This window comes from Roseibium sp. AS2 (assembly GCF_038900065.1).
GTDB lineage: Bacteria > Pseudomonadota > Alphaproteobacteria > Rhizobiales > Stappiaceae > Roseibium.
Genome location: NZ_JBBMQN010000001.1, coordinates 506274 through 533036 on the forward strand (window position 1 = coordinate 506274; position 26763 = coordinate 533036).

The 26763-nt window shown below is 61.3% G+C and carries 25 protein-coding genes, 1 tRNA gene and 1 pseudogene; 13 read left to right on the top strand and 14 right to left on the bottom strand.

The annotated features are described in order from the left end of the window. Nucleotides 1-23: 23 nt before the first annotated feature. Nucleotides 24-1160, top strand: a complete 1137-nt coding sequence (mepA, locus tag WNZ15_RS02320) for a penicillin-insensitive murein endopeptidase (protein WP_342891318.1) — start codon at nucleotides 24-26, stop codon at nucleotides 1158-1160. Nucleotides 1161-1195: 35 nt separating this feature from the next. Here mepA and WNZ15_RS02325 read toward each other — a convergent pair whose 3' ends face one another. Then, nucleotides 1196-1711 carry an N-acetyltransferase family protein gene (locus WNZ15_RS02325; RefSeq protein ID WP_342891319.1) on the bottom strand — a complete coding sequence of 172 codons (516 nt, stop codon included), beginning with the start codon at nucleotides 1709-1711 and terminating at the stop codon, nucleotides 1196-1198. 246 nt (nucleotides 1712-1957) lie between these two features. Between WNZ15_RS02325 and lepA the strand changes: the two genes are divergently transcribed. Beyond that, entirely contained in the window at nucleotides 1958-3763 is a 1806-nt protein-coding gene (lepA, locus tag WNZ15_RS02330; RefSeq protein ID WP_342891320.1) for a translation elongation factor 4, read from the top strand. Between the two features lie 434 nt (nucleotides 3764-4197). Next, a complete protein-coding gene (locus WNZ15_RS02335; protein ID WP_342891321.1) occupies nucleotides 4198-4788 on the top strand; it encodes a PhnA domain-containing protein in 591 nt (196 codons plus the stop codon). Between the two features lie 19 nt (nucleotides 4789-4807). Here the strand turns inward: WNZ15_RS02335 and WNZ15_RS02340 are convergent, their stop codons facing one another. From WNZ15_RS02340 to WNZ15_RS02350, 3 genes are all read right to left on the bottom strand, one after another. Next, on the bottom strand, nucleotides 4808-5407 hold the full coding sequence (locus WNZ15_RS02340; RefSeq protein ID WP_342891322.1) for a short chain dehydrogenase: 600 nt from the start codon (nucleotides 5405-5407) through the stop codon (nucleotides 4808-4810). Further along, on the bottom strand, nucleotides 5404-5766 hold the full coding sequence (locus tag WNZ15_RS02345) for a MerR family transcriptional regulator (RefSeq protein WP_342891323.1): 363 nt from the start codon (nucleotides 5764-5766) through the stop codon (nucleotides 5404-5406). Before WNZ15_RS02345 ends, WNZ15_RS02340 begins: the two co-directional genes overlap by 4 nt. Nucleotides 5767-5851: 85 nt before the next feature. Further along, nucleotides 5852-6703: a LysR family transcriptional regulator gene (locus WNZ15_RS02350; protein WP_342891324.1), complete on the bottom strand. Its 852-nt coding sequence runs from the start codon at nucleotides 6701-6703 to the stop codon at nucleotides 5852-5854. 103 nt (nucleotides 6704-6806) lie between these two features. On the opposite strand from WNZ15_RS02350, the gene WNZ15_RS02355 reads away from it, so the two are divergent. Next, complete coding sequence (locus WNZ15_RS02355) at nucleotides 6807-7214, top strand: tautomerase family protein (RefSeq protein ID WP_342891325.1); 408 nt, start codon at nucleotides 6807-6809, stop codon at nucleotides 7212-7214. Nucleotides 7215-7314: 100 nt separating this feature from the next. Here the strand turns inward: WNZ15_RS02355 and WNZ15_RS02360 are convergent, their stop codons facing one another. Beyond that, complete coding sequence (locus WNZ15_RS02360) at nucleotides 7315-7452, bottom strand: hypothetical protein (protein ID WP_342891326.1); 138 nt, start codon at nucleotides 7450-7452, stop codon at nucleotides 7315-7317. A 134-nt stretch (nucleotides 7453-7586) separates the two neighbouring features. Here WNZ15_RS02360 and WNZ15_RS02365 point away from each other — a divergent pair, with 134 nt between their 5' ends. After that, nucleotides 7587-8519: a LysR substrate-binding domain-containing protein gene (locus WNZ15_RS02365; protein ID WP_342891327.1), complete on the top strand. Its 933-nt coding sequence runs from the start codon at nucleotides 7587-7589 to the stop codon at nucleotides 8517-8519. On the opposite strand, the gene WNZ15_RS02370 is transcribed toward WNZ15_RS02365, so the two are convergent. Then, the gene (locus WNZ15_RS02370) at nucleotides 8511-9464 is read right to left on the bottom strand and encodes a YihY/virulence factor BrkB family protein (protein WP_342891328.1); all 954 of its coding nucleotides are present in this window, start codon (nucleotides 9462-9464) and stop codon (nucleotides 8511-8513) included. The genes WNZ15_RS02365 and WNZ15_RS02370 overlap by 9 nt on opposite strands. 426 nt (nucleotides 9465-9890) lie before the next feature. Here WNZ15_RS02370 and pheS point away from each other — a divergent pair, with 426 nt between their 5' ends. The 3 genes from pheS (at nucleotide 9891) to pheT (ending at nucleotide 14131) form a co-directional block, all read left to right on the top strand. Then, complete coding sequence (gene pheS, locus WNZ15_RS02375) at nucleotides 9891-10973, top strand: phenylalanine--tRNA ligase subunit alpha (protein ID WP_342891329.1); 1083 nt, start codon at nucleotides 9891-9893, stop codon at nucleotides 10971-10973. Nucleotides 10974-10997: 24 nt separating this feature from the next. Beyond that, entirely contained in the window at nucleotides 10998-11651 is a 654-nt protein-coding gene (locus WNZ15_RS02380) for a phenylalanyl-tRNA synthetase subunit alpha (RefSeq protein WP_342891330.1), read from the top strand. Nucleotides 11652-11713: 62 nt separating this feature from the next. Continuing rightward, on the top strand, nucleotides 11714-14131 hold the full coding sequence (gene pheT / locus WNZ15_RS02385) for a phenylalanine--tRNA ligase subunit beta (protein ID WP_342891331.1): 2418 nt from the start codon (nucleotides 11714-11716) through the stop codon (nucleotides 14129-14131). A 118-nt stretch (nucleotides 14132-14249) separates the two neighbouring features. Here the strand turns inward: pheT and WNZ15_RS02390 are convergent, their stop codons facing one another. Together WNZ15_RS02390 and WNZ15_RS02395 are read right to left on the bottom strand one after the other, a co-directional pair. Beyond that, nucleotides 14250-14507 (bottom strand): hypothetical protein, encoded by a 258-nt coding sequence (locus WNZ15_RS02390; RefSeq protein WP_342891332.1) that lies wholly within the window; start codon nucleotides 14505-14507, stop codon nucleotides 14250-14252. Between the two features lie 509 nt (nucleotides 14508-15016). Further along, nucleotides 15017-15337: a hypothetical protein gene (locus WNZ15_RS02395; RefSeq protein WP_342891333.1), complete on the bottom strand. Its 321-nt coding sequence runs from the start codon at nucleotides 15335-15337 to the stop codon at nucleotides 15017-15019. Nucleotides 15338-15549: 212 nt separating this feature from the next. Here WNZ15_RS02395 and WNZ15_RS02400 point away from each other — a divergent pair, with 212 nt between their 5' ends. Continuing rightward, nucleotides 15550-16203: a nucleotidyltransferase family protein gene (locus WNZ15_RS02400; protein ID WP_342891334.1), complete on the top strand. Its 654-nt coding sequence runs from the start codon at nucleotides 15550-15552 to the stop codon at nucleotides 16201-16203. Nucleotides 16204-16276: 73 nt separating this feature from the next. Here the strand turns inward: WNZ15_RS02400 and pabB are convergent, their stop codons facing one another. The 5 genes from pabB to WNZ15_RS02425 form a co-directional block, all read right to left on the bottom strand. Beyond that, on the bottom strand, nucleotides 16277-18130 hold the full coding sequence (gene pabB / locus WNZ15_RS02405; protein ID WP_342891335.1) for an aminodeoxychorismate synthase component I: 1854 nt from the start codon (nucleotides 18128-18130) through the stop codon (nucleotides 16277-16279). 152 nt (nucleotides 18131-18282) lie between these two features. Further along, complete coding sequence (locus WNZ15_RS02410; RefSeq protein WP_342891336.1) at nucleotides 18283-19773, bottom strand: methyl-accepting chemotaxis protein; 1491 nt, start codon at nucleotides 19771-19773, stop codon at nucleotides 18283-18285. Nucleotides 19774-20415: 642 nt separating this feature from the next. Then, nucleotides 20416-21402 carry a class 1 fructose-bisphosphatase gene (locus tag WNZ15_RS02415; protein WP_342891337.1) on the bottom strand — a complete coding sequence of 329 codons (987 nt, stop codon included), beginning with the start codon at nucleotides 21400-21402 and terminating at the stop codon, nucleotides 20416-20418. 35 nt (nucleotides 21403-21437) lie between these two features. Then, nucleotides 21438-22112, bottom strand: coding sequence for a peptide-methionine (S)-S-oxide reductase MsrA (msrA, locus tag WNZ15_RS02420; protein WP_342891338.1), 675 nt, complete (start codon nucleotides 22110-22112; stop codon nucleotides 21438-21440). A 175-nt stretch (nucleotides 22113-22287) separates the two neighbouring features. After that, nucleotides 22288-22560 (bottom strand): hypothetical protein, encoded by a 273-nt coding sequence (locus tag WNZ15_RS02425; protein WP_342891339.1) that lies wholly within the window; start codon nucleotides 22558-22560, stop codon nucleotides 22288-22290. Between the two features lie 375 nt (nucleotides 22561-22935). On the opposite strand from WNZ15_RS02425, the gene WNZ15_RS02430 reads away from it, so the two are divergent. Next, nucleotides 22936-23025, top strand: a tRNA-Ser gene (locus WNZ15_RS02430). A 254-nt stretch (nucleotides 23026-23279) separates the two neighbouring features. On the opposite strand, the pseudogene WNZ15_RS02435 reads toward WNZ15_RS02430, so the two are convergent. Then, nucleotides 23280-23574 (bottom strand): annotated as a pseudogene (locus WNZ15_RS02435) (IS3 family transposase); the annotation flags it as partial. Nucleotides 23575-23971: 397 nt separating this feature from the next. Here WNZ15_RS02435 and WNZ15_RS02440 point away from each other — a divergent pair. The 3 genes from WNZ15_RS02440 to WNZ15_RS02450 are packed head-to-tail and all read left to right on the top strand — an operon-like array spanning nucleotide 23972 to nucleotide 26752. Beyond that, nucleotides 23972-24760, top strand: coding sequence for an ABC transporter permease (locus WNZ15_RS02440; protein ID WP_342891340.1), 789 nt, complete (start codon nucleotides 23972-23974; stop codon nucleotides 24758-24760). After that, on the top strand, nucleotides 24757-25416 hold the full coding sequence (locus WNZ15_RS02445) for an ABC transporter ATP-binding protein (RefSeq protein WP_342891341.1): 660 nt from the start codon (nucleotides 24757-24759) through the stop codon (nucleotides 25414-25416). Before WNZ15_RS02440 ends, WNZ15_RS02445 begins: the two co-directional genes overlap by 4 nt. A 31-nt stretch (nucleotides 25417-25447) precedes the next feature. After that, nucleotides 25448-26752, top strand: coding sequence for an RkpR, polysaccharide export protein (locus WNZ15_RS02450; protein WP_342891342.1), 1305 nt, complete (start codon nucleotides 25448-25450; stop codon nucleotides 26750-26752). Nucleotides 26753-26763 lie beyond the last annotated feature (11 nt).

The window sequence follows — 26763 nt, forward strand, 5'->3', positions numbered from 1 at the left end:
GCGCGAGAGGTCCCAAGGTGATCATGCAGAAGATATCAGCGCTGACGGCCGCGCTGCCAGGCTCGACCAAACCGGCCGCCGTACGGGCCGGTCTGGCTTTTCTGGCTTGTCTGGGTGTTCTGGCGGCTCTCTTCTCCCCGGCGGCGGCGGCGGCGGCGGCGGCGGCGCCGGTTCCGGAGCCCAAACCGGCCAGCGCGGCAACAGACACGGATACGGCCCCCTATGCGCCGAGCGTGAGGATCGTCGCGGGAACGCCCCTGCCGGTGAAAAAACGCGCCGTGCCCGAAGGCTATGTCGCCAGCAAACCCAAGCTGGTGCTGTATTCCGATCAACCGGCCAAGGATTATTTCGGCAACGCCGACGGCCCGGCGCCTCTCAAGGCGCGCTCGATCGGGTCCTACGCCAAGGGCTGTCTGGCCGGTGGTGCGGAATTGCCGGCGGACGGTCCTGCCTGGCAGGCGATGCGGCTTTCCAGGAACCGCAACTGGGGCCATCCGGACCTGATCGATTATCTGAAGGACCTGGCCGGCGATGCGCCGAAGCTCGGCTGGAAAGGCCTGTTGGTCGGCGATCTGGCCCAGCCGCGCGGCGGTCCGATGCTGTCCGGACATGCCAGCCACCAGATCGGCCTCGACGCCGATATCTGGCTGACGCAGATGCCCGACCGCCGCCTGAGTGCGCAGGAACGCGAGGACATCTCGGCGATTTCAATGCTGAAGGGGCCGCTCGACATCAAGGGTGCCGACCGGCGGGTCGACCGGAAAAAATGGAGCAAGACCCATGCGCGGCTGATCCGGCGCGCCGCTTCGGACAAGCGGGTTGCCCGGATTTTCGTCAACCCGACAATCAAGAAGGCCCTGTGCGACTTCGAGACCGGCCGTGACCGGACCTGGCTGCGCAAAGTCCGGCCCTGGTGGGGGCACCACTATCATTTCCATGTCCGCCTGGCCTGCCCGCCCGGCAGCGCCGGCTGCAAGAACCAGAACCCGCCTCCGCCGGGCGACGGCTGCGGACAGCACCTGTCCTACTGGCTGTCGGACGAGCCCTGGGTGCCGAAAAATCCGCCGAAAAAGGGCGAAAAGCCCAAGGTCGTCAAGAAACGCCCCATGGCCCTGGCCGCCCTGCCCCGCGATTGCCGCTCGGTTCTGACGGCGAATTAAGGCCTCCGTCACCGCCCTTCCGGTTTCCCCCGGCCTCAGCCCTCCGGCGCGTCCTCCTCAGTCAGAACCTTGGTCAGGAACACCAGGTCCAGCCAGCGGCCGAACTTTGTGCCGACCTGCGGAAGGCGCCCGGTGACCTCGAAACCGAGCGCTTCATGCAAGCCGATGGAGGCCTTGTTCTCGCCGTCGACGGCGCCGACCAGTACATGCAGACCCTGTGCCCTGGCCATGTCGAGCAACCGCAACAGCAAGGCCTTGCCGACCCCCCGCCGCTGGGCTTTCGGATCGACATAGACCGTGTGCTCCGCCGTCAGCCGATAGCCTTCTCGCGGGCGGAACGGACCGTAGCTGGCAAAGCCGAGCAAGGTGCCGTCAGCCGCCGACGCGATCAGGACCGGCAGATCCTGTTTTCTGCGGCCCTCGAACCAGGCCTGACGGTCATCCAGGGTTTCCTCGCGGCTCACCCAGGCTGCGGTGGTTTCGCGTATGGCGTGGTTGTAGAGCAGCAGAATGGCCGGAATGTCACCGGGTTCGGCAGTGTGGATGATCATGCGGGTCTCTCGTTCGAACGGTCAAAGGCGTTTGGGCACACCCGTGCCCGGACTTTGAGACTGATTTTTCATGATTCCCGACAGGAAAGGCATACGTCAATTGCCTGATCATGGCAGGCGGCCATCCAATGCCTGCCGGCCGCGACAGGCCGGAGTGGCTGGCACGCCTCAAAAAACCACGGATTTCGGCTTGTGGCGCGCGCAATTCACTGGTCGAAATCGAATTGCAATGGTAAAGGGGCGGCCATGACGACGCAGAGCCTTTCCAACATCCGAAATTTTTCCATCGTTGCCCATATCGATCACGGCAAGTCGACACTGGCCGACCGCCTGATCCAGATGACCGGCACGATGACAGATCGCGAAATGACCTCGCAGGTTCTCGATTCCATGGATATCGAGCGCGAACGCGGCATCACGATCAAGGCCCAGACCGTGCGGCTGATCTACACCGCCAAGGACGGCCAGCAATACACGCTGAACCTGATCGACACGCCGGGCCACGTGGATTTCGCCTATGAGGTCTCCCGCTCGCTTGCTGCCTGCGAAGGCTCGCTGCTGGTGGTCGACGCCTCGCAAGGGGTGGAAGCCCAGACCCTGGCCAATGTCTACCAGGCCATCGAGAACGATCACGAGATCGTCACGGTGCTGAACAAGATCGACCTGCCGGCCGCCGAACCGGACCGGATCAAGGAACAGATCGAGGATGTCATCGGCATCGATGCGTCCGAGGCCTGCATGATCTCGGCGAAGACGGGCCTTGGCGTGGACGACGTTCTGGAAGCCATCGTGCAGAAGCTGCCGCCCCCCAAGGGCGATCCGGACGACACGCTGAAGGCGATGCTGGTCGACAGCTGGTACGACACCTATCTCGGCGTCATGGTTCTGGTGCGTGTCATCAACGGCTCGCTGAAGAAGGGCCAGAAGGTCAAGATGATGGGAACCGGCGCCGCCTATGACGTGGATCGCGTCGGCGTCATGACACCGAAGTTCCTTCAGGTGGATGAACTGCATGCCGGCGAAATCGGCGTCATCACCGGCTCTATCAAGGAAGTGGCCGACACCCGCGTCGGCGACACCATCACGCTGGACAAGAAGCCCTGCGCCGAGGCCCTGCCGGGCTTCAAGCCGGCCCAGCCGGTGGTGTTCTGCGGACTGTTTCCGGTCGATGCCAACGACTTCGACGACCTGCGCGCCGCCATGGGCAAGCTGCGCCTGAACGACGCCAGTTTCTCTTTCGAGATGGAAACCTCCGCGGCCCTCGGCTTCGGCTTCCGCTGCGGCTTCCTGGGCCTGCTGCATCTGGAGATCATCCAGGAACGGCTTTACCGCGAGTTCGACCTCGACCTGATCGCGACCGCGCCGTCGGTCGTCTACCAGATGACCTTGACGGACGGTACGGACATCGACCTGCACAATCCGGCCGACATGCCGGACGTGGTCAAGATCACCGAGATTCGCGAGCCGTGGATCCGAGCGACGATCATGACGCCGGACGACTATCTGGGCGGAATACTGAAACTGTGCCAGGAGCGGCGCGGCATCCAGGTGGATCTCTCCTATGTCGGCTCGCGGGCCCTTGTGGCCTATGACCTGCCGCTCAACGAAGTCGTGTTCGACTTCTACGACCGGCTGAAGTCGATCTCCAAGGGCTATGCTTCCTTCGACTACCAGATTTCCGACTACCGGGCGGGTGACCTGGTCCGCATGTCGATCCTGGTCAACGACGAGCCGGTGGACGCGCTGTCCATGCTGGTGCACCGCAGCCAGGCGGAGCGCCGCGGTCGGGCCATGTGCGAGAAGCTGAAAGAGCTGATCCCCCGGCACATGTTCAAGATCCCGATCCAGGCCGCCATCGGCGGACGGGTGATCGCCCGCGAAACCATCTCGGCCCTGCGCAAGGACGTGACCGCCAAATGTTATGGCGGCGACGCCACGCGCAAACGCAAGCTGCTGGAAAAGCAGAAGGCGGGCAAGAAGAAGATGCGCCAGTTCGGCAAGGTCGAAATCCCGCAGGAAGCCTTCATCCAGGCCCTCAAGATGGATGAGTGAGAAGCGGTCGGGCCTTGTCCGGCGAAAAGGTCCGGTGGACCTTTTCGAGCTTCGAACGCACGCGAGGGTAAGGTGCGCAGCACCGTCGAGCGGGCAAAGGCGGCCGAGCTTCGAACGCCCGCGAGGGCAAGGCGCGCAGCGCCGTCGAGCGGGCTGATGCGGTCACGCTTCGCGTGATCGATTGATCCGGTGGATCAATCGAAGGGACGAACGCAGCCGTGCGTTGCCCGACGTGAAGGTCCGGCGGACCTTCACGACCGCCGGACACATGCGCCTGCCCGATGCCCGGCGCCCCTCGGCGGCCGGCAGGAAGTGCCGTGGCAGCATCTCCGAGACCGCGACGTCGGCGCCCTGCCGGCTGGTCTCCACCAGATTACCTTGAGCTTCACAGCCAGCCTGTGAAAAATGCGACTGACCAGATGAAGGAAATGACCATGGAGCAGACCCTCCGTGAACGCGCCGGCAATGCCTGCGAACTCTGCGGCGCCACCGAGGCACTGGCGGTGCTGGAAATCGGCCCGGAGGCGGACGGCAGCGCGGACATGGCGATCCTCGTCTGCGCCGACTGCGCCGATCAGGTCTCCGGCGCCAAAGACATCGACCCGACCCGCTGGCATTGTCTGAACGAGACCGCCTGGAGCCAGGTGCCCCCCGTGCAGGTTGCTGCTTACCGGCTGCTTTCCAAAATGCCGGAGGAAAGCTGGACCCGGGATCTGCTGGACATGCTGTACCTTGAGGACGATGTGCTCGCCTGGGCCAGGGCCGGTCTGACCGGCACCGCGCCTGACGAGGCAACCGACGGAGCCGCTGACGTGGTCCACAAGGACACGTATGGTGCCGTGCTGTCTTCAGGCGATACGGTGACGCTGATCAAGGACCTGAAGGTCAAGGGCGCCGGGTTCACGGCCAAGCGCGGCACGGCCGTGCGCAACATCGGCCTCGTTGCCGACAACCCCGCCCATATCGAAGGCCGGGTCAACGACCAGCGGATCGTCATCCTGACGGAGTTCGTCAAGAAGTCCTGAGCCGCAAAAGGCGCCAGGCTCAATCCACCGGCAGCATCTGCCCCGTCGCGGCACCCTCGATGCATTTGGCGTAGGCGAGGCCGACACGGCGCGAGGAGACCGGATCATGGCCGGGAAAGATGGCGCCGTATCTTTGCGCGGAAACCTCAAGCAGGCCGGGGCTGACCACGTTGATGCGCAGGCCGCGCGGCATGTCGATGGCCGCTGCCTTGACGAAACCGGCCAGCGCCCCGTTGGCGGTGGCGGAGCCCGAACCCACCCGGATCGGATCCCGGTCGAGAATGCCGCTCGTCAGCGTGAACGAGCCGCCATCCGTCACAAGGTCCTGACCGGCCAGCACCAGGTTGATCTGGGTGAGCACCTTGTTCTTCAGCCCGAACAGGTATTTTTCTCCGGTCATGTCGGCCAGCCGGCCGAATTCGACTTCTCCCGCCGCACAGACCACCGCGTCCACGGGGCCGGCCGCCTCATACATGGCCGCGATGCTGCCTGCATCCGCCAGATCGACACGGATGTCACCGGAAGAGCGCCCGGCGGTAACTATATCATGCCTGGGCGCCAGTTCGGCGCAAGCCGCCTGCCCGATCGCGCCCGCTGCTCCGACTACGATGATCTTCATGGCTTGGTTCCCTCGATCCTGTCATACGCCGCAAGCTTGTGGCTGAGCACCTCCTCGCATCTGGCAAGGTCGGCCCGGCGGTCCTGCAGGCGCTGTTCATGTTTCAAAAGCAGATTTCTGCGTTGCGGAACGGTTGCCTCTCCCTGGCGGTAAAGCGATGCAAACCGCTGCATTTCCTTCAAGGGCATGCCGGTCTTGCGGAGCCAGTAAAGCAGGGTGAGCCACTCGATGTTTTCAGGCGAAAAACGCCGCAATCCTTCCGGGCCTCTGTCAATCGGAGGCACGATCCCCGTCTTCTCATAAAACCGGATGGTGTCCGCGCTCAGGCCGCTTTTCGTGGAGGCTTCCGATATCCGCATGGGCTGCTCTGCTCCTGTGTTGCGATTGCGACCCTAGCGGTCTGGAGTCACTCCAGGTCAAGGCTTTTTCCGAGCATCGCTGAAACTATCCATGCTGCTGAAAAGCCCGCAGGATCGCCGAACCGACCGCGCCCCCCTGTCCCCGCTCCTGCCGAGTGTAAAGCGCCATCCGGGTACGTGGCAGCGCGGGAAGCGAATAGAGCCTGCCGACATCGCGGCATCCTGCAGGCATGTTTCTGCGGTCGAGGCAGGCAATACCAAGTCCGGCGGCAACCGCCGCCTGGACCGTGCCGACGCCCGTCCCGGTAAAAACATCCTCCCGGACGATCCCGGCTTCCTTGAGGCTTGCAACGACAAGCCGCCGCAAGGCGCAACTGCCGTTCAGCGCGACCAGGGGAAACGGGCTGTCCGCCGGCCAGACGAAATTCCCGGATGCCGTCCAGACAAGATCCTCCTCGAAGGCCGTCTGTCCCGGCACGTCGACATCTTCCGCCCGCACGATGACGGCACTGAACAGTCCGGCCTTGAAATCCCGGTAAAGGTCTTCCGAAAGGCCGGCGGAAACGTGAAGCCGGTGCCCGGGCAGCGCCTTGCTGAGCTCCGCGATGATGGCCGGCAGCTTGTGCCCTGCCGCATGATCGCTGATGCCAAGAAGCAACGGCTTGCGCGCTTCCGCGCCGGAGACGCGGGAAGCGATCCGGTCATGAAGATCGATCAGATCGCGGGCATCGTTCAGGAACCGTGCTCCGAAACTCGTCAACCGCACAGAGCGCGGCGACCGGCTCAGCAACGCCTCGCCGAGCCGTTTTTCCAGTTTCCGGATCTTCACACTGACCGCCGACTGGCTTGCGCCCGTCAACTGTCCGGCTCGCGTGAAGCTGCCGGTTTCCGTGACACGCACGAATGCGCGCAGGAGATCCATATCGAGATCGCTCATCCAATCATTCTTATTTTAGATTTTTGAAATATCAAAGATTTGTTTTTGAAATTTATGTCAGGCACTTACCGTCTGTCCATCACCGCTTCGAATGGAGGACGACATGCCGCTGACAAACGTATCCCTGCTGAAAGGATCCAAATCCGCACACCGGAAAGCCGTTATACTGGCTGAAATCTATCAGGCCATGCGGGAGACTTTCGACGTGCCCGTGGATGACAAATTCATGATGATCACGGAACACGCCGCGGAGGACTTCCTGTTCGGCCGCCATTACATGGACATCAACCGCTCCGACGACCTGATCGTCATCCAGTTGACCGTCAGCGACACGCGGCCGGTGGAAAAGAAGAAAGCGCTGTTTGCCCGGATTGCCGAAGGGCTGGTGCGGGAGGCCGGTGTCCGGGCGGAAGACATCTTCATCAATCTGGTGGAAACAAAGATGGAAAACTGGTCCTTCGGAAACGGGATCGCACACTATGCGGATCGCGCTCCGGTGCCGAAGGCGTGACTGAACGCAAAGACAGAAACGGCGCCGGGAATACCGGCGCTGAAATTCTCGGTTCGCTCGACAATGTTTCCAACCGGCCAGCAAGCCGATCAGGGACTCGTCAGCGCCGGCCGAGCGGCAGGTCGGCCAGTTCACGCTGGCTCATGCGGACGATGGCCGGATGGGACAGCGGGTCGGTGCGGTCGTAGGCGGACGCCGGTCTGGCGGTCAGCTGGCGGCGCATAAACAATTTCATCATGATTTTCAGTTTCCTTATTATTGTTCTTTTCATTGCCAAATCCCTTTTTTTGAATTTAGCTATGCTTGAAATATAGAAGCAAAAACCCCTTATAAAAATCGACTTCTTCTGGATTTTGATTTAGATTTCCTATAATGAAAAGCCTCATCAACATCCACCTGTCGGGTCTGCGCGCCGTAGAGGCCGTCGGCCGGCTCGGCTCGGTCAAGGCCGCCGCAGAAGAGCTTGGTGTCACCGTTGGCGCCGTCAGCCAGCAGGTTCAGAAGACGGAGGCGCAGCTCGGCGTTCAACTTTTCGAACGACAGAACAGACTGTTGCTTCCCACCTCGCATATGCTGGCGATGCAACCGCATCTGACTTCCGCGATGACGTCACTGTCCACTGCGGTGGCGACCACGCAACGCGGCAGGGAAGATGCGCTGACAATCTCCGTCGCCCCGGTCTTCGCAGGCAAATGGCTCGTCTGGCACATAAAGAACTTCAGTAAGGCGCATCCCGGCATCCGGGTTCGGGTGGAGGCGACGGTCGATCTGGTCGATCCGGATACGTCGGACGTGGACCTTTGCATCCGCGTCGGACGCGGCCCCTATCCGGGCGTCAATGCGGAAAAACTGCTGAACCAACGGGTCTTCCCGGTGTGCAGTCCGGCACTTGCCGAAGGGATCAGGAAACCAGAGGACATCGGCAAACTGCCAATCATCCACGATCCAGGGCAGATGTTTACCTGGAAGAGCTGGCTGGACCTGTTCGGGCTGGACGAGAGCATTTTGCAGTGCGGCCCGACCTTCTCCGACGGCTCCCTGTGTCTTGATGCAGCCATTGCCGGACAGGGTGTCTTCCTCGCCTGGGAAACACTCGCCGTCTACGCGGTGAATTCAGGCCAGGTGATTGCCCCTTTTCCCGAACGCGCTGCCACAGGCATGGCCTATTGGCTTATCAGTGGCCGGAACGCGCCGGAGACAAAAGCCAAGCGGGCGTTCGGCAATTGGCTGAAAGAAGAACTGCAGACCTCCATCGGACGGCCGAAGGGGGCGGATTCGGTCACGGATCAGGATCCACTAGTCTGAGGCAGTCAAGGATTTGCCAAGAACGTCGGCCTTGACCGCGCCCCTCTCGCCCATGGGCTTTTCGGGTCCCGTGGTGCTGTCCTTGCGCGTCTGGGCTTCCATTTCACCGTTCAGTTCCGCACCGAGCAGAACGATATAGGCGGAGATCCACAGCCACATCAGCAGGATGATGACTCCGGCCAGGCTGCCGAACGTCTTGTTGTAACTGCCGAAATTTGCCGTATAGATCGAAAAGCCGATGGATGCCGCCAGCCAGAGCAAGGTCGCCGTCACGGCGCCGGGCGTAATCCATTTCCACCTGGCATCGGATCGGCATGGCCCGAAGCGATAGACGAGCGACAGACCCATGACGGTCAGCAGGCCCATGAGGATCCAGCGCACCGTCGATAAAACACCTGTCAGCCAGTCCGGCAGATAGATGAAATTCAGGATGACGGGCAGCAGGAGCGCGGAGGCCAGTCCCAGCAGGAGTGCGAGCACGAGAATGACTGTCAGCGCCAGCGTCAGCGCCTTGCGTTTGAAGAAACCCCGGGTTTCATGCTCGTCATAGGCGACGTTCAGCCCCTCGATCAGGCTCGACATGCCTCTTGAGGCCGAATAAAGGGCGAGCGAGAGACTGACGATGAAGGTGATGCCGAGGCCGGCATCCCGGGAACCGGCCACGCTTTCCGCCTGTTCGAGAATGATCTCGGACGCCCTTTGAGGAATGAAGGTCCTGATCGTTGCAAGCTGATTGTGGATTTCGGCTGGCTCCACCACCAGCCCGGAGATTGCCATCAGCGCGGCAAGCGCCGGAAAGATCGCCAGCAGCCCGTAAAAGGCGATGCCCGCCGCCACCAGACCGACGTGATCTTTCTGCACCGCGCGCCAGACGCGGTAGAGAATGTCACGCCATCCTGCCGCCGGGATCCCGGCCGGACTGTCTGCATTTCGGCCAATCGCCATCGGATCCTCTCGCGCAAGCAGGCGAAGCCATCCGCCGGAACGCTCCCCCTTGCGGAGGCACCTATCGCAGGCAAACGTTCGGTCCGGCGGGAAGTTCCGTAAAGTGCCTTTTTGCTTGCCATCGCCTGTCCGTTGAGTAGATTGACGCCCATGAGTGAGCGCACCGCACATATCCAACGTTCCGGACCCGCCGCCGGTTTGCGCGCAATTGCGGGCGTCGGCTTGCGCCTCATTGCGCCACAGGGCCCCGCCTGCGGACGATTTATGCGCTGACGCGCAAGAAATCCGGCGTTTTTCTCCTCAACGGTGTCTCACGCATTAATGCGATCCAGGCCGTGGCCATCGGTGCCATTATTCGCTAAAAGACCCCGACTTTCTGTTTCGACTTCAAGCGCGCGCCGCGCGCGAACCGGTAGCTGATTACGTATGTCCAATCTCGATACTCTCGAATCCGATCTCCTTGGCGCCATCGGGGGAGCGGAAACGGAAGCCGCCCTGGAAGACCTTCGTGTCCATGCCCTCGGCAAGAAGGGCAAGATCTCCGAGCAGATGAAAACGCTCGGCAAGATGACCCCGGAAGAGCGCCAGGTCATGGGGCCCGCGCTGAACGGCCTGAAAGCCAGGATCACCGACGCCATTTCGGCGCGCAAGGACGTTCTGGCCGAGGCCGCGCTGGAAGCCCGTCTCGCCGGCGAAACCGTCGACGTCACGCTGCCGCTGCGTCCCGCGCCGTCCGAGACCGGCCGGATCCACCCGGTCAGCCAGGTGATCGACGAACTGACCGCGATCTTCGCCGACATGGGCTTTTCCATCGCCGAGGGGCCGGACATCGAGACCGATGAGCTGAACTTTACCGCCCTGAACTTTCCGGAAGGCCACCCGGCGCGTGAAATGCACGACACGTTCTTCTTCAATCCGAAGGAAGACGGCGAACGGCTGCTGTTGCGCACGCATACGTCGCCGGTGCAGATCCGCACCATGCGCGAGCAGGAACCGCCGATCCGCGTGATCATTCCGGGCCGAACCTACCGCTGCGACAGCGACCAGACCCACACGCCGATGTTCCATCAGGTGGAAGGTCTGGTGATCGACAAGGAAAGCCATTTCGGCCATCTGAAATGGGTCCTGAGAGAATTCTGCAAGGCGTTCTTCGAGGTCGACGACATCAAGATGCGGTTCCGCCCGAGCTTCTTTCCGTTCACCGAACCGTCCATGGAAGTCGACATCCAGTGCGAACGCTCCGGGGGCGAGGTCAAGATCGGCCAGGGCGACGACTGGCTGGAAATTCTCGGCTGCGGCATGGTGCACCCGAATGTCATCCGCAATTGCGGCCTCGACCCGGATGTCTACCAGGGCTTTGCCTGGGGCATGGGCATCGACCGCATCGCGATGCTGAAATACGGCATGCCCGACCTGCGCGCCTTCTTCGACGCGGACGTGCGCTGGATCCAGCACTACGGTTTCCGCCCCCTCGACCTGCCGACGCTGTTCGGCGGCCTCTCCAGCTAACCTTCAGGAACGGGGCGACAACCCATGACCTTGATGATCCGCATCTGTCTCTTCCTAATGCTGGCTGTTGCCGCCGGATTTCCAGCCGCCGCGCAAACGGCGGACCAGGCTGCGCGGGTGGCGACACCGACGTCCTTCCTGGAAGCCTGCGCCGAAAAGATCGAAAGCCGCGGCCGGCTTCGGTTCTGCGACACCTATTTCCGCGACAAGCTCGGGGTCGAAGCCGATGCCCTGCTCTATCTCCGGGACCGGATCACCCGTCTGCGTGCCGGTCACGAGGCAAGCTCGGCGGAAAAATACGAGAGCTTCCTGCAGGCCATCTATATCGTCGCGTTCCTGACCATTGCCACCATCGTGCTGATCGCCAGCGACCGGCGCATCGGCGGCACCGCGAAATGGGCGGGCCTGACCAGCACCGCCGCCCTTCTGGTGATGGTGGTCATCGTCGCAATGGGCTGGCTCGGCAAGTACCGGGCGGAATATGCCGCCCAGTTCGAACTCGGCATTCTGCGTGACAGGATCGAAACGGAAGCCGCCCAGGCGATTGCGACCAAGCAGCAGATCACACCGGACATGGTGCGGCGATGGACGCAGGATTTTTCCGAAATCGGCCGCCGCTTCGCGGAGAACTACGGCGCCGCGACCACTCTGCCCGAGGTGGACCGGTTCAGCAACTGATCCGCCCGAAAGCCCTTTCTCGCGGCCCCATGCCGCAGCCTGAAATCTAAAGAGATCGACCGATGAAATTCACCCTTTCCTGGCTCAAGGAATACCTGGACACCGACGCCAGCCTGGAAGAGATCGTTGAACGTCTCACCATGATCGGCCTCGAGGTCGAGGAGGTCACCAACCAGGCCGACCGGCTGAAGCCGTTCCGTATCGCCCGGGTTCTGGAAGCCACCCAGCATCCCAATGCCGACCGCCTGCGTGTTCTGAAAGTCGACACCGGCAGCGGCGATCCGGTCCAGATCGTCTGCGGCGCGCCCAATGCCCGCACCGGCCTGGTCGGCGTGCTGGGCAATCCCGGCGACTACATTCCCGGGCTCGACATCACGCTTTCGGTCGGCAAGATCAGGGACGTTGAAAGCTTCGGCATGATGTGCTCGGAGCGCGAGCTGGAACTGTCCGAAGAGCATGACGGCATCATCGATCTGCCCGAAGACGCGCCGGTCGGCATGAGCTATGCGCAATGGGCGGGACTGGACGAGCCGGTGATCGAGATCGGCCTGACGCCCAACCGCCCCGACTGCACCGGGGTCTACGGCATCGCCCGCGATCTTGCCGCCGCCGGTCTCGGCAAGCTGAAAGAGCGCAGCCACGAACAGGTCCGCGGCAGCTACCCCTGCCCGGTCAGCATCAACCTCGACTTCGGCGATACAAAACCCCTGTGCAAGGCCTTCGGCCTGCGCATGGTCAGGGGCGTCAAGAACGGCCCCTCGCCGAAATGGCTGCAGGACCGGCTGACCGCCATCGGTCTCAGACCGATCAATGCGCTTGTCGACATGACCAACTACATCACCTTCGACCAGGGCCGGCCGCTGCACGTCTTCGATGCGGACAAGGTCCATGGCGATCTGGTGGTCCGGCGCGCCGCAAAGGGCGAAAAGATCGAAGGGCTCAACAACAAGTCCTACGAGCTCGACGACACCATCTGCGTCATTGCCGACGACAACGGCGTGGAGAGCCTCGGCGGCATCCTGGGGGGCGTTCCGTCGGGCTGCACGGAGGGCACCGTCAACGTGCTGATCGAATCCGCGCTCTGGGACGAGGACGGCATTGCCGCCACCGGCCGCAAGCTCGGTGTCAACACCGACGCCCGCTACCGCTTCGAACGCGGTGTCGACCCGGATTACATGATGCCGGGACTGGAATACGCGACGCGCATGGTGCTCGATCTCGTTGGCGGCGAGCCCTCGGAGCCCATCCAGGCCGGCGAAATCCCGGACAACAGCCTCATCATCGAGTTCCCGTATTCGGAAATCAAACGCCTGTCCGGAGTCGACGTCATACCGGCCGAAGCCAACGTGACGCTGAAGTCGCTCGGGTTCTGGGTCTCGGGCGCGGGGGAAACGGTCAAGGTCGCCGTGCCGAGCTGGCGCCCGGACATCGAGGGCAAGGCGGACCTGGTGGAAGAGGTCGTGCGCATCATCGGTCTGGAGCGGGTGCCGTTCACGCCGCTGCCGCCCACCGGCACCGTCGGCCAGAAGGTCCTGACCACCGGACAGATCCGTCGCGGCAGGGCGCGGCGTGCGCTCGCCGCGCGCGGTTTCAACGAAGCCGTGACCTGGTCGTTCATTTCCCGGGACCAGGCGGAACTGTTCGGCGGCGGCAGTGCCGCCCTGGCGCTGGCCAATCCGATTTCCGGCGAGATGTCCGACATGCGCCCGAGCCTGCTGCCGGGCCTGCTGGCGGCTTCCCAGCGCAACGCGGACCGGGGGACCGGCGATGTCGCCCTGTTCGAGATCGGCCAGGTGTTTGAAGACGACATCCCTCAGGGACAAAAAACGGTTGCAACGGGCATCCGCCGGGGCACCGCGAAGCTCCAGGGGGCCGGCCGGCACTGGTCCGGCACGTCGGGAAAAGTCGATGTGTTCGATGCCAAGGCCGACGCCGAGGCCGCCCTGGCCGCCGCCGGAGCCCCGGTGGACAAGCTGCAGGTCCATACCGACGCCCCGGACACGTTTCACCCCGGCCGCTCCGGCTGCCTGAAACTGGGGCCGAAGAACATCCTCGCCGTGTTCGGAGAAGTTCATCCGCGCAGCTTGCAGAAGCTGGATATCGAAGGTCCGATTGTGGGGTTCGAGATCTTTCTCGACGCCCTGCCGCAGCCACGGGGCAAGGGCGGCCGGTCCAAGGGTGCGCTCAAGGCCAGCGACCTGATGCCGGTGCGCCGCGACTTCGCTTTCCTGGTCGGCAAGGACGTTGGCGCGGAAAAGCTCTTGAAGGCCGCGCGCGGCGCTGACAAGACGCTGATCGGCGATGTCACGCTGTTCGATGTCTACGAGGGTCAAGGCGTGCCGGACGGTCAGAAGTCCATTGCCATTGACGTCGTCCTGCAGCCAAGAGACAAGACGCTGACGGACGAGGAAATCGATGCGGTCGCGAAAAAGATCATCGCCAATGTCGAAAAAGCGACAGGCGGCGCCCTGCGCGGCTAGGACATTCTGCGGCAGAATTGACGCGGCCGGGCGAAGACCCGCACGGCCGCGTTCCGCGCACCTGATCGGGCTTTCCGCGAGGGCCAGTTATCTTCGAGGGCTGGAATGACGCCGGCTGTCAGCGCCGGTTGCGATCGCGCTCCACGCAGACCTGAACCGAACATCTGGGGGTGTCCAGCGTCGGCACATATGTCGTGCGCACGGACTCGTTCGCATAGCACTTGTTGCGGTTGGTCACGTAGCGGTCGAACTTGTAGGGCCCCGACTTCAGATTGATTGCGCCGAATTTGGCGACCAGTTCCTGCGTTTGCGAACAGGTCAGCTTCGTCGTGTCCGGCTGCCGCCGTGTCTGCGCGTCCGCCATTTGCACAGACATCACGACAAGACCCGGAATCAGGCAGGCCCGCAGGGTACAAAATGCCATTGAAAGTTGTTTTTTTGTATTCTTCCCGCTCATCGCAAGGCCTTTCCTGATTTTTCAGGCGAATTCATGTAAAAAAATGTCGATCGATTCCAGATCCGTGCAATCCCAAACTCATATTTGGGAAGTGTCCTTGAATTGCAACAGATCATTGCATTGGCAGGCGTCGGAAAATTCGGGAATTGACTGAAAATCGGAGAAAATAGGGAACGGGTGATCGCATGGCTCCGTGCGCGCGCGACGAGACAATCACGCGGGTCAGCCATCCGGTGATCGCCTGCAGTCGAATCGTCCAGTGCCCCCAATTTGCCCAGTGCCCCCCGTGGTCGCTCAAAGCACCACGGAGACGGCCACCGGTCCGGATATTGGCGGCACGCGCAGAGACCGGCTCCAAGGCCCGCATCATGTGCACCGGATCCATCGATCAATCGATCAGTCGATCAGTCGATCAGTCGATCAGTCGATCAGTCGTTGAAGATGAACGGCCGGCTTGGATCACATCGCTGGACAAAACACTTGTTGTTGTCCTTTGTGGGAATGAAGTCCCGCCTTAGAAATTCGCCGTGCTGGCAATAACTGAAATTGGCCACATACCGATCGAACGTATACTGGCCGGTGCTCATCACCACAGCTCCGCGCTGGGTGATCATGGCCTGGACCTGAGAACAGGTCATGGTTGTCGAATTCGGCCGCCCGGACTGGGCTTCCGAAGCCTGGATGCCCGCCAGGGCCGCCCCACCACCCGTAAGGGCGACAATCGCCAGTCTGCTCAGCAAGCTTTTCATATTGTTATCCCTTTGAACCTCGTCCTCAATGAGATGGCCTTGACCGGTGCCGTGTCAAGGCGCGCGGGGTGCGGCCCGATGGCACGTAGACAGGCCGTCGCGATATTTTCGTCCGGCGCCCCTGTTCGAAATCACTCCTGCCGGCACAATGATGCGCTGTGCCGCACACCGGAATCAGCTAGCCTGCAAGAATACAACAAGAGGATCTCTTCATGAACGGTGGAACCGATCTGCCGGCCGCCGCGGTCAGCCGGTTCGCCGACCCCTACGTGGCCAGCGAACACGAACGCCTCGCCGGACTGGCGCGGATCCTCGGGTCGGTACCGCATGTCATGCGCATGCTGGGCGCTGTTCGCGATCTGAACCTGCCCGACGCCTGGCTGGTCTCCGGAGGCATCTACCAGACGGCATGGAACGTGCTGACGGACCGTCCGCTCCTGCACGGCATCAAGGACTTCGACATCATCTATTTCGACGGCACGGATCTGTCCTACGGGGCCGAGGACGTTGTGATCGGACAGGTCAATGCCGCCTTGCCGGAGATCGCGGACCTTCTGGAAGTCCGCAACCAGGCACGGGTCCACCTGTGGTACACGCAGCGCTTCGGCCGGCCCTACCGGCCGCTGGACTGTTCCATGGACGCCCTGACCACCTATGCGGCCCGCACCCATGCGGTCGCGGCGCGCCTCGACGCAGAGGACCGCCTCCGCCTTCATGCGCCCTTCGGCCTCGCCAATCTCTTCGCCATGCGCCTCGTGCCCAATCACGTGCAGCCGAACGAACAGACTTATGTCGAAAAGGCGGAGCGGATGAAGGCCCTGTGGCCGGAGCTGGAAGTGGTTCCGTGGACAACTCCTGCCTCGTGACACCCGCAACCTGCGACCGGAAATTCGGATGTCCCGGTCAGGGGCATCTGTTCCGGCCACGGGTTCGAAGGGGTCATTTTCCAGGCACCGGCAGATTGCCGCGCACAAGGCCGCGCACCGAGTTGCCGACGAATATCCCGTCCGCGGCTTCCAGGTCCGCGCGTGTCAGATCAGCCTCGGCCGCAAGGCCCCGTTCGAGAAGCCCGGCCCGCAGGGTGCCCGGCAGAAGGCCATGTTTCAGGGCGGGCGTCAGCAGGCGGCCGTTCCTGTTCACAAACAGTGTCGTGTAACTGCCCTCGGTCAGGAACCCGTTCTCGTTCTCAAACAGAACTTCCTGGCAGTTGGTCTCGGCCTGATAGCGCTGCCTCGTTTCGTCGTAAAAGGCCCGGTTTGTGGTCTTGTGATAGAGAAACCTGTCGCCCGAGCGGGTTGTCTCATCGGCCAGAACCAGCCTGAAGACTGCGGCTCCGTCAGCCGGGACCAGCGCTGTCGCCGAAATGGCACTCCTTCCATCGGCGCTCAGCAGCAACCGGACGCGCTTCGAGGCCCGGAAAGCGGCGGCTGCCCGTGTCAGCTCGGCCCGGATGTCTTGCCCATCGAAAGCGAAGCCGAAATAGGCGGCGGAGTCTTCCAGCCGCCGCAAGTGGCGCTCCAGCAGCAGGTATCCGGCCTCCGGATCGAAGGCCAGTGTCTCCAGGAGATCGAAATCCGGCACCGGGTCGGTCAGAAACTTCAGCTTCAGCAGGCATTCGTCATATTCGGGCGCTGCGCCGCTGTCGAAGACAACACCGGACCCGGTGCCGGCCGTGCCGGTCCCGTCCCGGTGCAGCACCAGCGTCCTGATCGCGACATTCAGCCGGAAATCGCCACCGGGCTCCAGACAGCCGATCGCCCCCGTATAGACACCGCGCGGTCCGCTTTCCAGATCATGGGCAATCTGCATGGCGCGCAGCTTGGGCGCACCGGTTATGGATCCGCAGGGAAAGAGGTTGGCGATGATGTCGGCGAAACCGGTGGATGCAGGAACGTCCGCCTCCACCGTGGACGTCATCTGATGCAGGCTCCGGTAGCGCTCGACCTCGCACAGCCCGGTCACTCTCACGGATCCGGTTTCGGCGATACGCGACAGGTCATTGCGCATCAGATCGACGATCATCGTGTTTTCCGCGCGCTGTTTAGGGTCCGCGGCAAGCCCACGCGAGATGGCCGCGTCCTCGGACGCAAACCGGCCCCGCGGCGCCGTTCCCTTCATCGGTCTCGTTGTCAGCCGTGTCCCCCGCCGTTCCAGAAACAGCTCCGGAGACAGGGACAGGATCGTGCGATCCTCCATGCGCAGGAACGCCGCATACTCGACCGGCTGCCGGACCAGCAGGTCCAGAAACAGGCGCTCCGGCGCGCCGTCATGGGCAAACCCGGCGCGCATGGTCAAATTGACCTGATAGCTGTCGCCGGCGGCCAGATGATTGCGGACCAGGCCGAAGGCGGCCTCATAGGTGCTCCGGTCCATGTCGAAGCGCGGCGCGCCGATGGCCGCCGCCTCTCCGGTGGCCGATGCCTCGAGCAGGGCGCGTGCCTCACCGAGGCCGAGCCGCTCGGGTTGGTCGTAAAGACCGAACCAGAGCAGCGGCTCAGCTGTTGCCTCAAACCGGTGGTGCAGCTTCGTCTCGAAGGCGAACCCAAGCTCGTAGGCCAGGTATCCGGCAGCATGACGCCCGGCGGCCTGAGCGGCCTCCAGGCGGGCCAGGGCGGACTTCACCTCGTCAAGGCGCGTGCAGGAAACAATCTCGCGCGGCGCCCGGAACAGCAGTGCGGATTGCTGCCGGACAACATCCAGAAGCAGGATGGACCCAGGCTGAAACGCGCTCTCGGACATCAGGTTGACCTGGTTTGGAATGGCAGTCGGGTGACAGGTCCACGCAATCGGCATGCCGTGGGCCCGCTGGGAGCGGCTCGTCGCATCCGCAGGGCGTCAAGTCAAGCCGAGGCGGCCTTCCGGGAACCGGACCACAAAAAAGACCGGCCGTTGTCCGGCCGGTCTTTGCATTGGGCTCGCCGGGCATTGGGCTCGCCGGAAAAGCGTCAGGCTGCCGCCACATCCTTCAGGAAGGCGTCAATGGCCTGGCGCATGTCCGTCGTTTCCTGCTCCAGGGTTTCGGTCGATTCGGTCATGCCTTCGACCGACTTGTTGGTCCGTTCCACCGATTCGCGCACACCGCCGATATTGGCCGCCACCCGGCCAGTGCCGTTGGCGGCTTCGGCGACATTGCGCGAGATTTCCTGGGTGGCCGATCCCTGTTCGCCAACCGCCGCGGCGATGGCGGCCGTGTAGCTGTTGACTTCGTCCATGGTGGCGGCGATTGCGCCGATCGATTCCACCGCGTCCTTGGTTTCCCCCTGAATGGCGGAAATCTGTGCGCCGATTTCCTCGGTTGCCTTGGAGGTCTGGGTCGCCAGTTCCTTGACTTCCGCGGCCACGACCGCGAACCCCTTGCCGGCTTCACCCGCCCGGGCAGCCTCGATGGTCGCGTTCAACGCCAGCAGGTTGGTCTGCTCGGCAATGGCCTGAATGAGCGTGACCACTTCACCGATCCTGTTCGCGGCTTCCGCAAGCCCGGCGACCTTCTGATTGCTGGTCTGCGCGTTTTCCGTCGCCCTGTCGACAACGACCGTGGTCTGCTCGACCTGGCGTGAAATCTCGGCGATGGATGAAGACAGCTCTTCGGCGGCGGAAGCCACCATCTGGACGTTGGAAGACGCCGTTTCCGATGCATCGGAGGCCGATGCGGCCTGGCCCGATGTGTCCTGGGCAACCGATCCCAGTTCCTCGGCGGCGTGGCGCATTTCCTGAACTTTCAGGCCGACCCCGTTGAGCTTGGCCGAGATTTCGTCCTGGAAAGTACCTATCCGCTCATTGACGACCGCCTGCTTGTTGCGTTCCTGCGCGTCCTGCTCGGCAGTGAGCTCCTGGAACTTCAGGGCTTCCTGGCGTGCGGCTTCCGCTTCGTGACGGGCCTGGTCCGAGGATTCGAAGGCATTCGCGAGGTTGCCGGTCATCCACCAGAGGGCACCGACCTCGGCGACAATAACGACCGCGTGAAGGACGACACGGGCGAAATCCGAGCCATCGGGAAACACTGCCCAGGGCAAGGCGAAATTGAGAACCAGGTGGTGGACGGCAACCACGGCCGCGTACCCCAGAAGGGCGCGCCAGTCGACCCAGGCCGCCAGGATCGCAAGCACGGCGAAGAAATACATATGGCCGTCGAGCTGGTAGGAAGGCTGCCCCGCCGGCGTTGCCAGCGCGGCCACGAAGAGGGCGACGAGCCCGGCCAGAGACATGGAGGTCGCCAGTCTGGTTTCCAGCCCCGCGCCGAATTTCAACCAGCTTCCGGTCGCCGCCACACCGAGCAGCAAGGCCCCGCCGCAGACTGCGACCAGCGACACATGGCCGACCAGGAGGGCCGTCGCCATGACCAGGAAAACATTGAACCAGATAAAGTAGATCACGATCCTGGCGAATCTCTCCCGGAGCAAGTCGAGACCGGAAACCTCAGCCGTTTCTTCATTCATAGTGTACTCTCCAATGATCCGCCGCTTAAGGCCGCGCAGGCGCTCGCTACTGCCGTGGACGCCACAAAACCTGCGCCCGCCCGATACAGCCGGGCAATAAAATCCTGATCCGTGGGTTCAGTCACCGCCACCCAGGACGCGTTTCCGACATGAACGATCCTGCCATCCGCCCTTGCAATGACTTCCAGAGGCGACCCGCCCCAGGGACTCGCAAAAACCGCAACGGGGCCGTCGCCGGCGGGTATCACCGATGCGAGCGAGACCAGAACGCTGCAGGCGGCGAAATAAACCACGGCGAAAATCTTTGCCGAGCGGGACACAGTATCCATCCTCTGATGCAGATGCGCGTAGACTGCAAGATTGCACCTCATCTTTAAAAAACACTGAAGTTTTGGCGGTTACTTGTTGAAAGAGACCTGTGCGAGCGTAAAAATCCAAGTGAAAAATCTGCCAGGCAGAACTTGCGTGCCCAAAAGGAAGCGCGACCGCGAAAGCACCTCTCCGCAGACGCTGCATTCAGATGGTCAGGCAAGTGACAGCATGCCCCGGTATTGCAAGGCAGCCGGGCCGGGATCATCCGGAGCGGGATCATCCGGAGCCGGGCGAAAGCAGCATGAGCAGACCCGGCCAGGGGGGGCGAGCCTATGACGGCTCGGCGAGATAGGTGGCAATCAACCCGACATTTTCAGACGACCCGAAAATCAGGGGCACGTTCTCATGAAGGCTGCCGGGCATCCGGTCGAGGATCGGCCGGATGCCGTCCGTCGCCTGGCCGCCGCCCTGTTCAATCAGAAACGCGATCGGCACGGCCTCGTAAATCAGGCGCAGGCGTCCGCTTTCGAAACCCGGACGCCGGTCACCGGGATAAAAGAACAGCCCGCCCTGAAGCAAAATCCGGTGGAATTCGCCCACGGCGGCGGCCAGCCAGCGCATGTTGAAATTTTCGCCGAGCGGCCCCTCGGAACCGGCAAGGACATCCTCGGAGAACCGTCTTATCCCGGATGGCCAATGGCGCATGTTCGACGCGTTGAAGGCCAGTGTGCGGGCCTTTTCCGGAACCCGGTGGTTTTCAAGCCACATGCGGTATTCCCCCGCCGTCCGGTCGAACACGGCCAGGTGCAGGCCGTCGCCAAGACTGAAGCCCAGATCGACGGAATGTCCGAACGAGACATAGCCGGCCGCGATCACGTTCCGGCCGGTTCGAAGAAAGCCCTCTTCCGATGCCGGGAGTATCGAAAACAGCGTCCCGAGCGGGGCTCCGGTGCCGATGCTGCCCGATCCGTCAATCGGATCAATGGCCACGTCCAGGGAACCTTCCGGGTTCAGCGTCAACACATCTTCCGCCTCTTCCGACAGAAGCAGCCTGACACCGGCCAAGCGCAGTCCCTCGACGACGTGAAGGTGCGCTGCCACGTCGAGCGCCTTTTGCCGGTCACCGCTCTCGTTGGTGCCCACAACGGCCCCGGGATCCCCCGGAAGGCTTCCCAGCGCCAGTCGCTCCGCGATGGACGCCGTGCAGTCGGCAAGGGCCATGATCACCGCGGCGGCAGCGCCGTTCCCGGGCTGCCTGTCGAGGAATGTTCTCAACGTCTCGGCGCTGCTGTCCCTGTCGTCGGGCAATCTCAGCACGTTGGCTTGTCTCCCGCCCTGCGGCCGTGTGCCGGTCAGGCTTCCTGCCCAAGGACCGTGGAACCCGTGGGGCACGCGACACCGGTGCCGCCGATGCCGCAGTAGCCCGACGGGTTCCTGGCCAGATACTGCTGGTGGTAGTCTTCCGCGAAGTAGAAGGTGTCGAGCTGGCGGATTTCCGTTGTGATCGACGCCGAGACCCCGGCCTGCCGGAGCGCGTCCTGATAGGCCTCCGCGGAGCGTTCGGCGACGGCAAGGTCGTCGGCCGAGCCGACATAGATCGCGGACCGGTACTGCGTGCCGGTATCGTTGCCCTGACGCATGCCCTGGGTAGGGTCGTGGTTCTCCCAGAACACCTTCAGCAGCGCGGCGAAGGAGATCACCTGCGGATCATAAACCACCAGAACCGCTTCCGTGTGACCGGTTCGTCCGGTGCAGGTCTCATGATAGGTCGGATTGGGCGTATGGCCGCCCGCATAGCCGACCGCGGTGACATGAACGCCCGGCAACTGCCAGAAGATCCGTTCCGCGCCCCAGAAGCACCCCAGGGCGAACAGAACCGTCTTCATCGTGTCCGGATACGGACCTTCCAACGCACGCCCGTTGACGAAATGCGCCTCCGACGGACGGATCGCGGTGGCGCGCCCCGGCAACGCCTCGTCCTTTCCCGGCAGAGAGAATTTCTTTGACAACATGGTCATGAACGACATGTGGACCTCCAAGCTGGGCATCGCCAGCGTCCCGTGGGTGGACAAGCGACCGGCGCGGCCTGATTTCAAGGTCTAATGTGGCGCAGCCGTGCACGCATTCCAAGTGCCGTATCGTGCGGATGTGCAAGGCGGGCATCGGGGACGGCGCCCGCCCGTCAGGCGCTTGCAGGTCCGGTCAGGCGAATTGCGCACGCTGGCGGCGCCGCTTGGACCCGAGCCACAGCAGGCCCAGCCCCAGCGGGGCAAGCACCGCCCAGACAGGCCAGGTCAGCACGGTCTGGATGGCCGGGTCCCAAAGCCCCGGATGGATGTGGCGCTGAACAACCGCCTGCGCCAGATTGAGAGTTTCGGGCGACAGATCGAACCAGACGTTGCCGAGCGGAGCCAGCCGGATCTGCGAAAGCGCGATGGAAGTACTCGCATCGGAGATTCCGGCAATAATCGCCACTGCAAGGAGCCCGTATCCCAGCAAACGGAATAAAAATTTCACAACACTGATCATCGCTTCGGTTCAAGTCCTCTAGACATAAAACACGGAAAGATCCGGCACCAGACAGCCATAATATGATGGCTTCTTAATATTGAGCCTACCTTAGGGTAATAGTGCTTTTTATATGCACAAGATTTGATCTACAACACAATCCTGTGAGTTATGCACCCGTCAGGCCTCATTTCGAAAACGACTGAATCGGGCGCCGGTTCCAGCCCGGATCGCACCGAATTCCACAGCCGGCGCGGCGCCCCCAAAAAAAATTCTGCAAGTGCTTGCGCTTGGCCAAGTCCTGAGTATATTGCGCCAACTCCAGCGGATGACGCTTGGAACGGACAGGTGGCCGAGTGGCTTAAGGCGCACGCTTGGAAAGCGTGTGAGCGTGCAAGCGTTCCGAGGGTTCGAATCCCTCTCTGTCCGCCATTTTCCCTTTTCATTCCCTTGTCGTTTATTGAATATTAAGTAGCTCAGCGAGTTATCCCTTAAAACACCCCTAAATTCGATGATTATATGTAGTAGGAATATCAGTCTATAGGTACGGCACTGACAGTGTTACTGCCCACGCAAAATGATAGCCACATTAGCCACTTGTGCTTCGAATAATTAGCTAATTGAACCGCAGCGGTCGAGCTCCGTCCCATTGCCCGGCAGATGATTGCAACGCAATCACCGAGAGGAGGGGCGAAAAATGCAAACGCCTTGCGCAAGATCTCGTTCGCCTGACGAAGCTCACGGGTCCAACTCAAGAGCCTTCATCTTCTTGACCATCTCCGTCGGAATGCCGGCCCGGGCACCCCTATCAACCTCGGACCTCTTGACCCATTCGTTCAGTGTGTGCGCCGAGCAGCCGATCTTGGCTGATATCGAAACGATCGCCCGCCAGCGAGATCCGTGCTGGCTCTCAGTATACAGCACAAGGCGAACCGCTCGTTCGGGTACTTCAGGGGAAAACTGGTTCGTCGTTTTGCTCATGGTGCTCCATCCTACTCAGGAGTTGGAGCCTCCGGCAAACCCGGTGCGGTTCAGAGAGCTACGGGATTGCACATGACCGAAACGCCAAAACTTTCTGTCGGGACACTGGCTTTCGCCAACCATCTGCTACTGGTATTTGTCTGAGCCTTGGGATCAAAACCCTTAGCTCCCAACGTTGATCTGCGCAGCGATGCGGCCATGAGACCCAGTTTCAGACGATTGCATAACGGGCCCGGATCAATTATTGATGGCCCACCAAAATCACAGGATGGGACCGACGTTTTTCAGACCGCATGGAGAGCGAGCTAAAAGGCTCAAAATTGCCAGAATGGTCATTCATACTGACGAACAACGAAGTTGAAACCCGCGATCCGAATGACTGTAAAAAATAGCTCTTATGTATTCAAAACCGTTTAACGACAGCTTGAAACAGCAGTTTGCGATCATCTCCGCATTGATCATTCGCGAGATGACCACCCGCTATGGCAACAAATTCGGCGGCTACATGTGGGCCGTCCTTGACCCGGTGCTGTTCATTGCGATCTTGACGGTCGTGTTCTCTGCGGTGGCACATATTCCACCGCTCGGCCGAAGCTTCATGCTGTTTTTCGCAACCGGCTACGCTTCGTTCTACATCTACCGGTCGACAGCGGATCAGGTTGCCAACGCAGTCGAAGCCAATCGCGCCCTACTCAACTATCCCGTTGTGCGACCGTATGACGCCATCATCTCGCGCGTGCTGCTGCAGGCAGCAACGCTGTTCGTGGTCAACCTCATGCTCTTCGGGGCCATGTCATTTTTTGTCGAGATCGGACCAATCCGGATGGGACCGATTCTTGCCGCCAGCGCCATTGGGATCACGCTTGGAGCAGGCGTCGGAATTTCCAACATCGTCTGGTTCCATTTCAATAGCACGTATCAGCATATCTGGGGCGTCATCAACCGACCCGCTTTTATGGTGTCGGGGGTCTTCTTCCTTCCGGAATCGATTCCCCTGCCCTATCGTGATGTATTGATGTGGAACCCTCTCGTGCACCTTGTCGGGCTGTTCCGTATGGGTTTCTACCCGACCTATCGAGCATCCTATGTCAACTTGCCCTACGTGATAGGTTTGGCCATTTTTTCCGTCGTGTTTGGTCTGTTTCTGGTCTGGCTGTTCGATGCCCGCCTGAGGGAGCCCAAATGATCCGTCTCGAGAACATGACCAAGGCTTTCAAGCACAAGGGCGAGTTCCGCTACATTGCCAAGGACGTATCGTTCACGATTCCAAGGGGCGAAAGCATTGGTCTGCTCGGCCGAAATGGTGCCGGCAAGTCAACACTGTTGAAGCTGATCTCCGGCACCATCAAACCCACATCCGGCCGGATCATCCGAAGATCAAACGTTTCTTTCCCACTAGGTTTTCAGGGCAGTTTCAATCCCAGTCTGACCGGTGAACAGAATGTGCGATTTGTCGCACGCATCTATGGTCACGACACGGAAGACCTCGTTTGGTATGTTCAGGATTTCGCCGAGCTTGGCAAAGCCTATCAAATGCCTGTAAAAACCTATTCTTCCGGCATGAAGGCACGCCTTGCCTTTGGCGTCAGCATGGGTATCAGTTTCGATTATTATCTCGTGGACGAGATCACCGCCGTGGGCGACAAGAATTTTCAACAGAAATGCAAGAGCGTTTTTAAAGAAAAATTGCAGACGTCGGACATTATCATGGTGTCCCACGCGTCTGGTGCTTTGAAGGACTACTGTACGACCGGTGTCGTACTTGAGGATGGACAGTTAACGTATTTTGCGAATATTGATGATGCAATTCGGATGCACGACGAGAATATGGCACGCCGCTAGCAGTCAGCAGAATTAAAGGTAAGGTGACTAAATGTCGGGATCAGTAAAGCCGACCAAAGCTGACAATGTGGCAGACGCAGACAGCTCCATTGTACAGGTGCCGGAAAAGAGCGGTAACGTGGTCGCTCCCAAAGAGCTCTCGATCGTCGATCGGCTGAAGAAGTCCGGGCTCGACCCGCACAAGCTGCTCGACCTGACGCTACCGGGGAACTCAGGCAAGGCGTCGACAAAAACGCGGCACCGGCTGATCGCCCTTGGCTTCGCATTCATTGTTGCGCTGCCCTCGCTGGCTTTCACCTTCTACATGTTCTTTATCGCCAGTGACCAATACCACAGCGTGACGGCTTTCGCGCTGCGCAGTGCAAACCAGACACCGGCGACCGAAATTCTGGGGATGGTGCTCGATTCCGGTGGTGAGTCGACAGCCTCCAACAGCTACATCGTTCACGACTACCTCCAGAGCCAGGCCGTCGTTCAGGACCTGCCCGAGGAAGTGAACCTGGAGGAAATCTACAATCGCGATAGCGCCGACTGGCTGTTTAGAATGGGAAGCGACCTGTCGATTGAGGAAAAGGTCAGCTACTGGAACAGCAAGGTTGACGTGGATTACGATTCCACTTCGGGTGTGATCTACATTGAAACGCGCAGCTTCGACGCACAGGATTCCCTGCTCTTGGCACGAACGATCTTGGGCCGGTCGGAGACTCTCGTGAACCAGCTCTCGCTGGAAAACCGAAAGCAATCCGTCAAATATGCCGCTGAAGGCGTTGCCCGGGCTGAGGCCCGGCTGAAAGCTATCCGGAAGCAGATGATCGCCTACCGGGAGGCGACGCAGGAAGTCAATCCGGAAAGCAACGCCGAACTGGCCATGGAAATGATTGCGCGGCTTGACCAGGACGTCGTCGTCAAAGAAGCGGAACGGGCCACATTGAGTGACCATCTGGATTCAGATTCGCCAAAAATTCGACTGCTCACTGGCGAAATCAACGCCTTGAGGGAACAGATCACTAAGGAACGCCAAAGGCTCGGTGGCGGTAGCGCGGTAGACGGTTCAGGCAGGAATTCAATCTCTTACCGGATCGCAGACTATTCTGATCTGGCGCTTGAGGAAGAGTTTGCACAAAAACTTTACACAACAGCGCTGGCTGGTCTCGAATCAGCGCGCCAGGATGCCGACAGCAAACACCTTTATCTCGCAACTTTCATTGAGCCGACACTTTCCGAAGCGCCTCAATATCCGAATCGGGCCATCCATTCCCTCAGCTTCTTTCTCTTGCTGCTGGGTATTTGGATCGTCGGCGTCCTGATGTATTACAATATCCGCGACAGAACGTGACCCGTTGACGC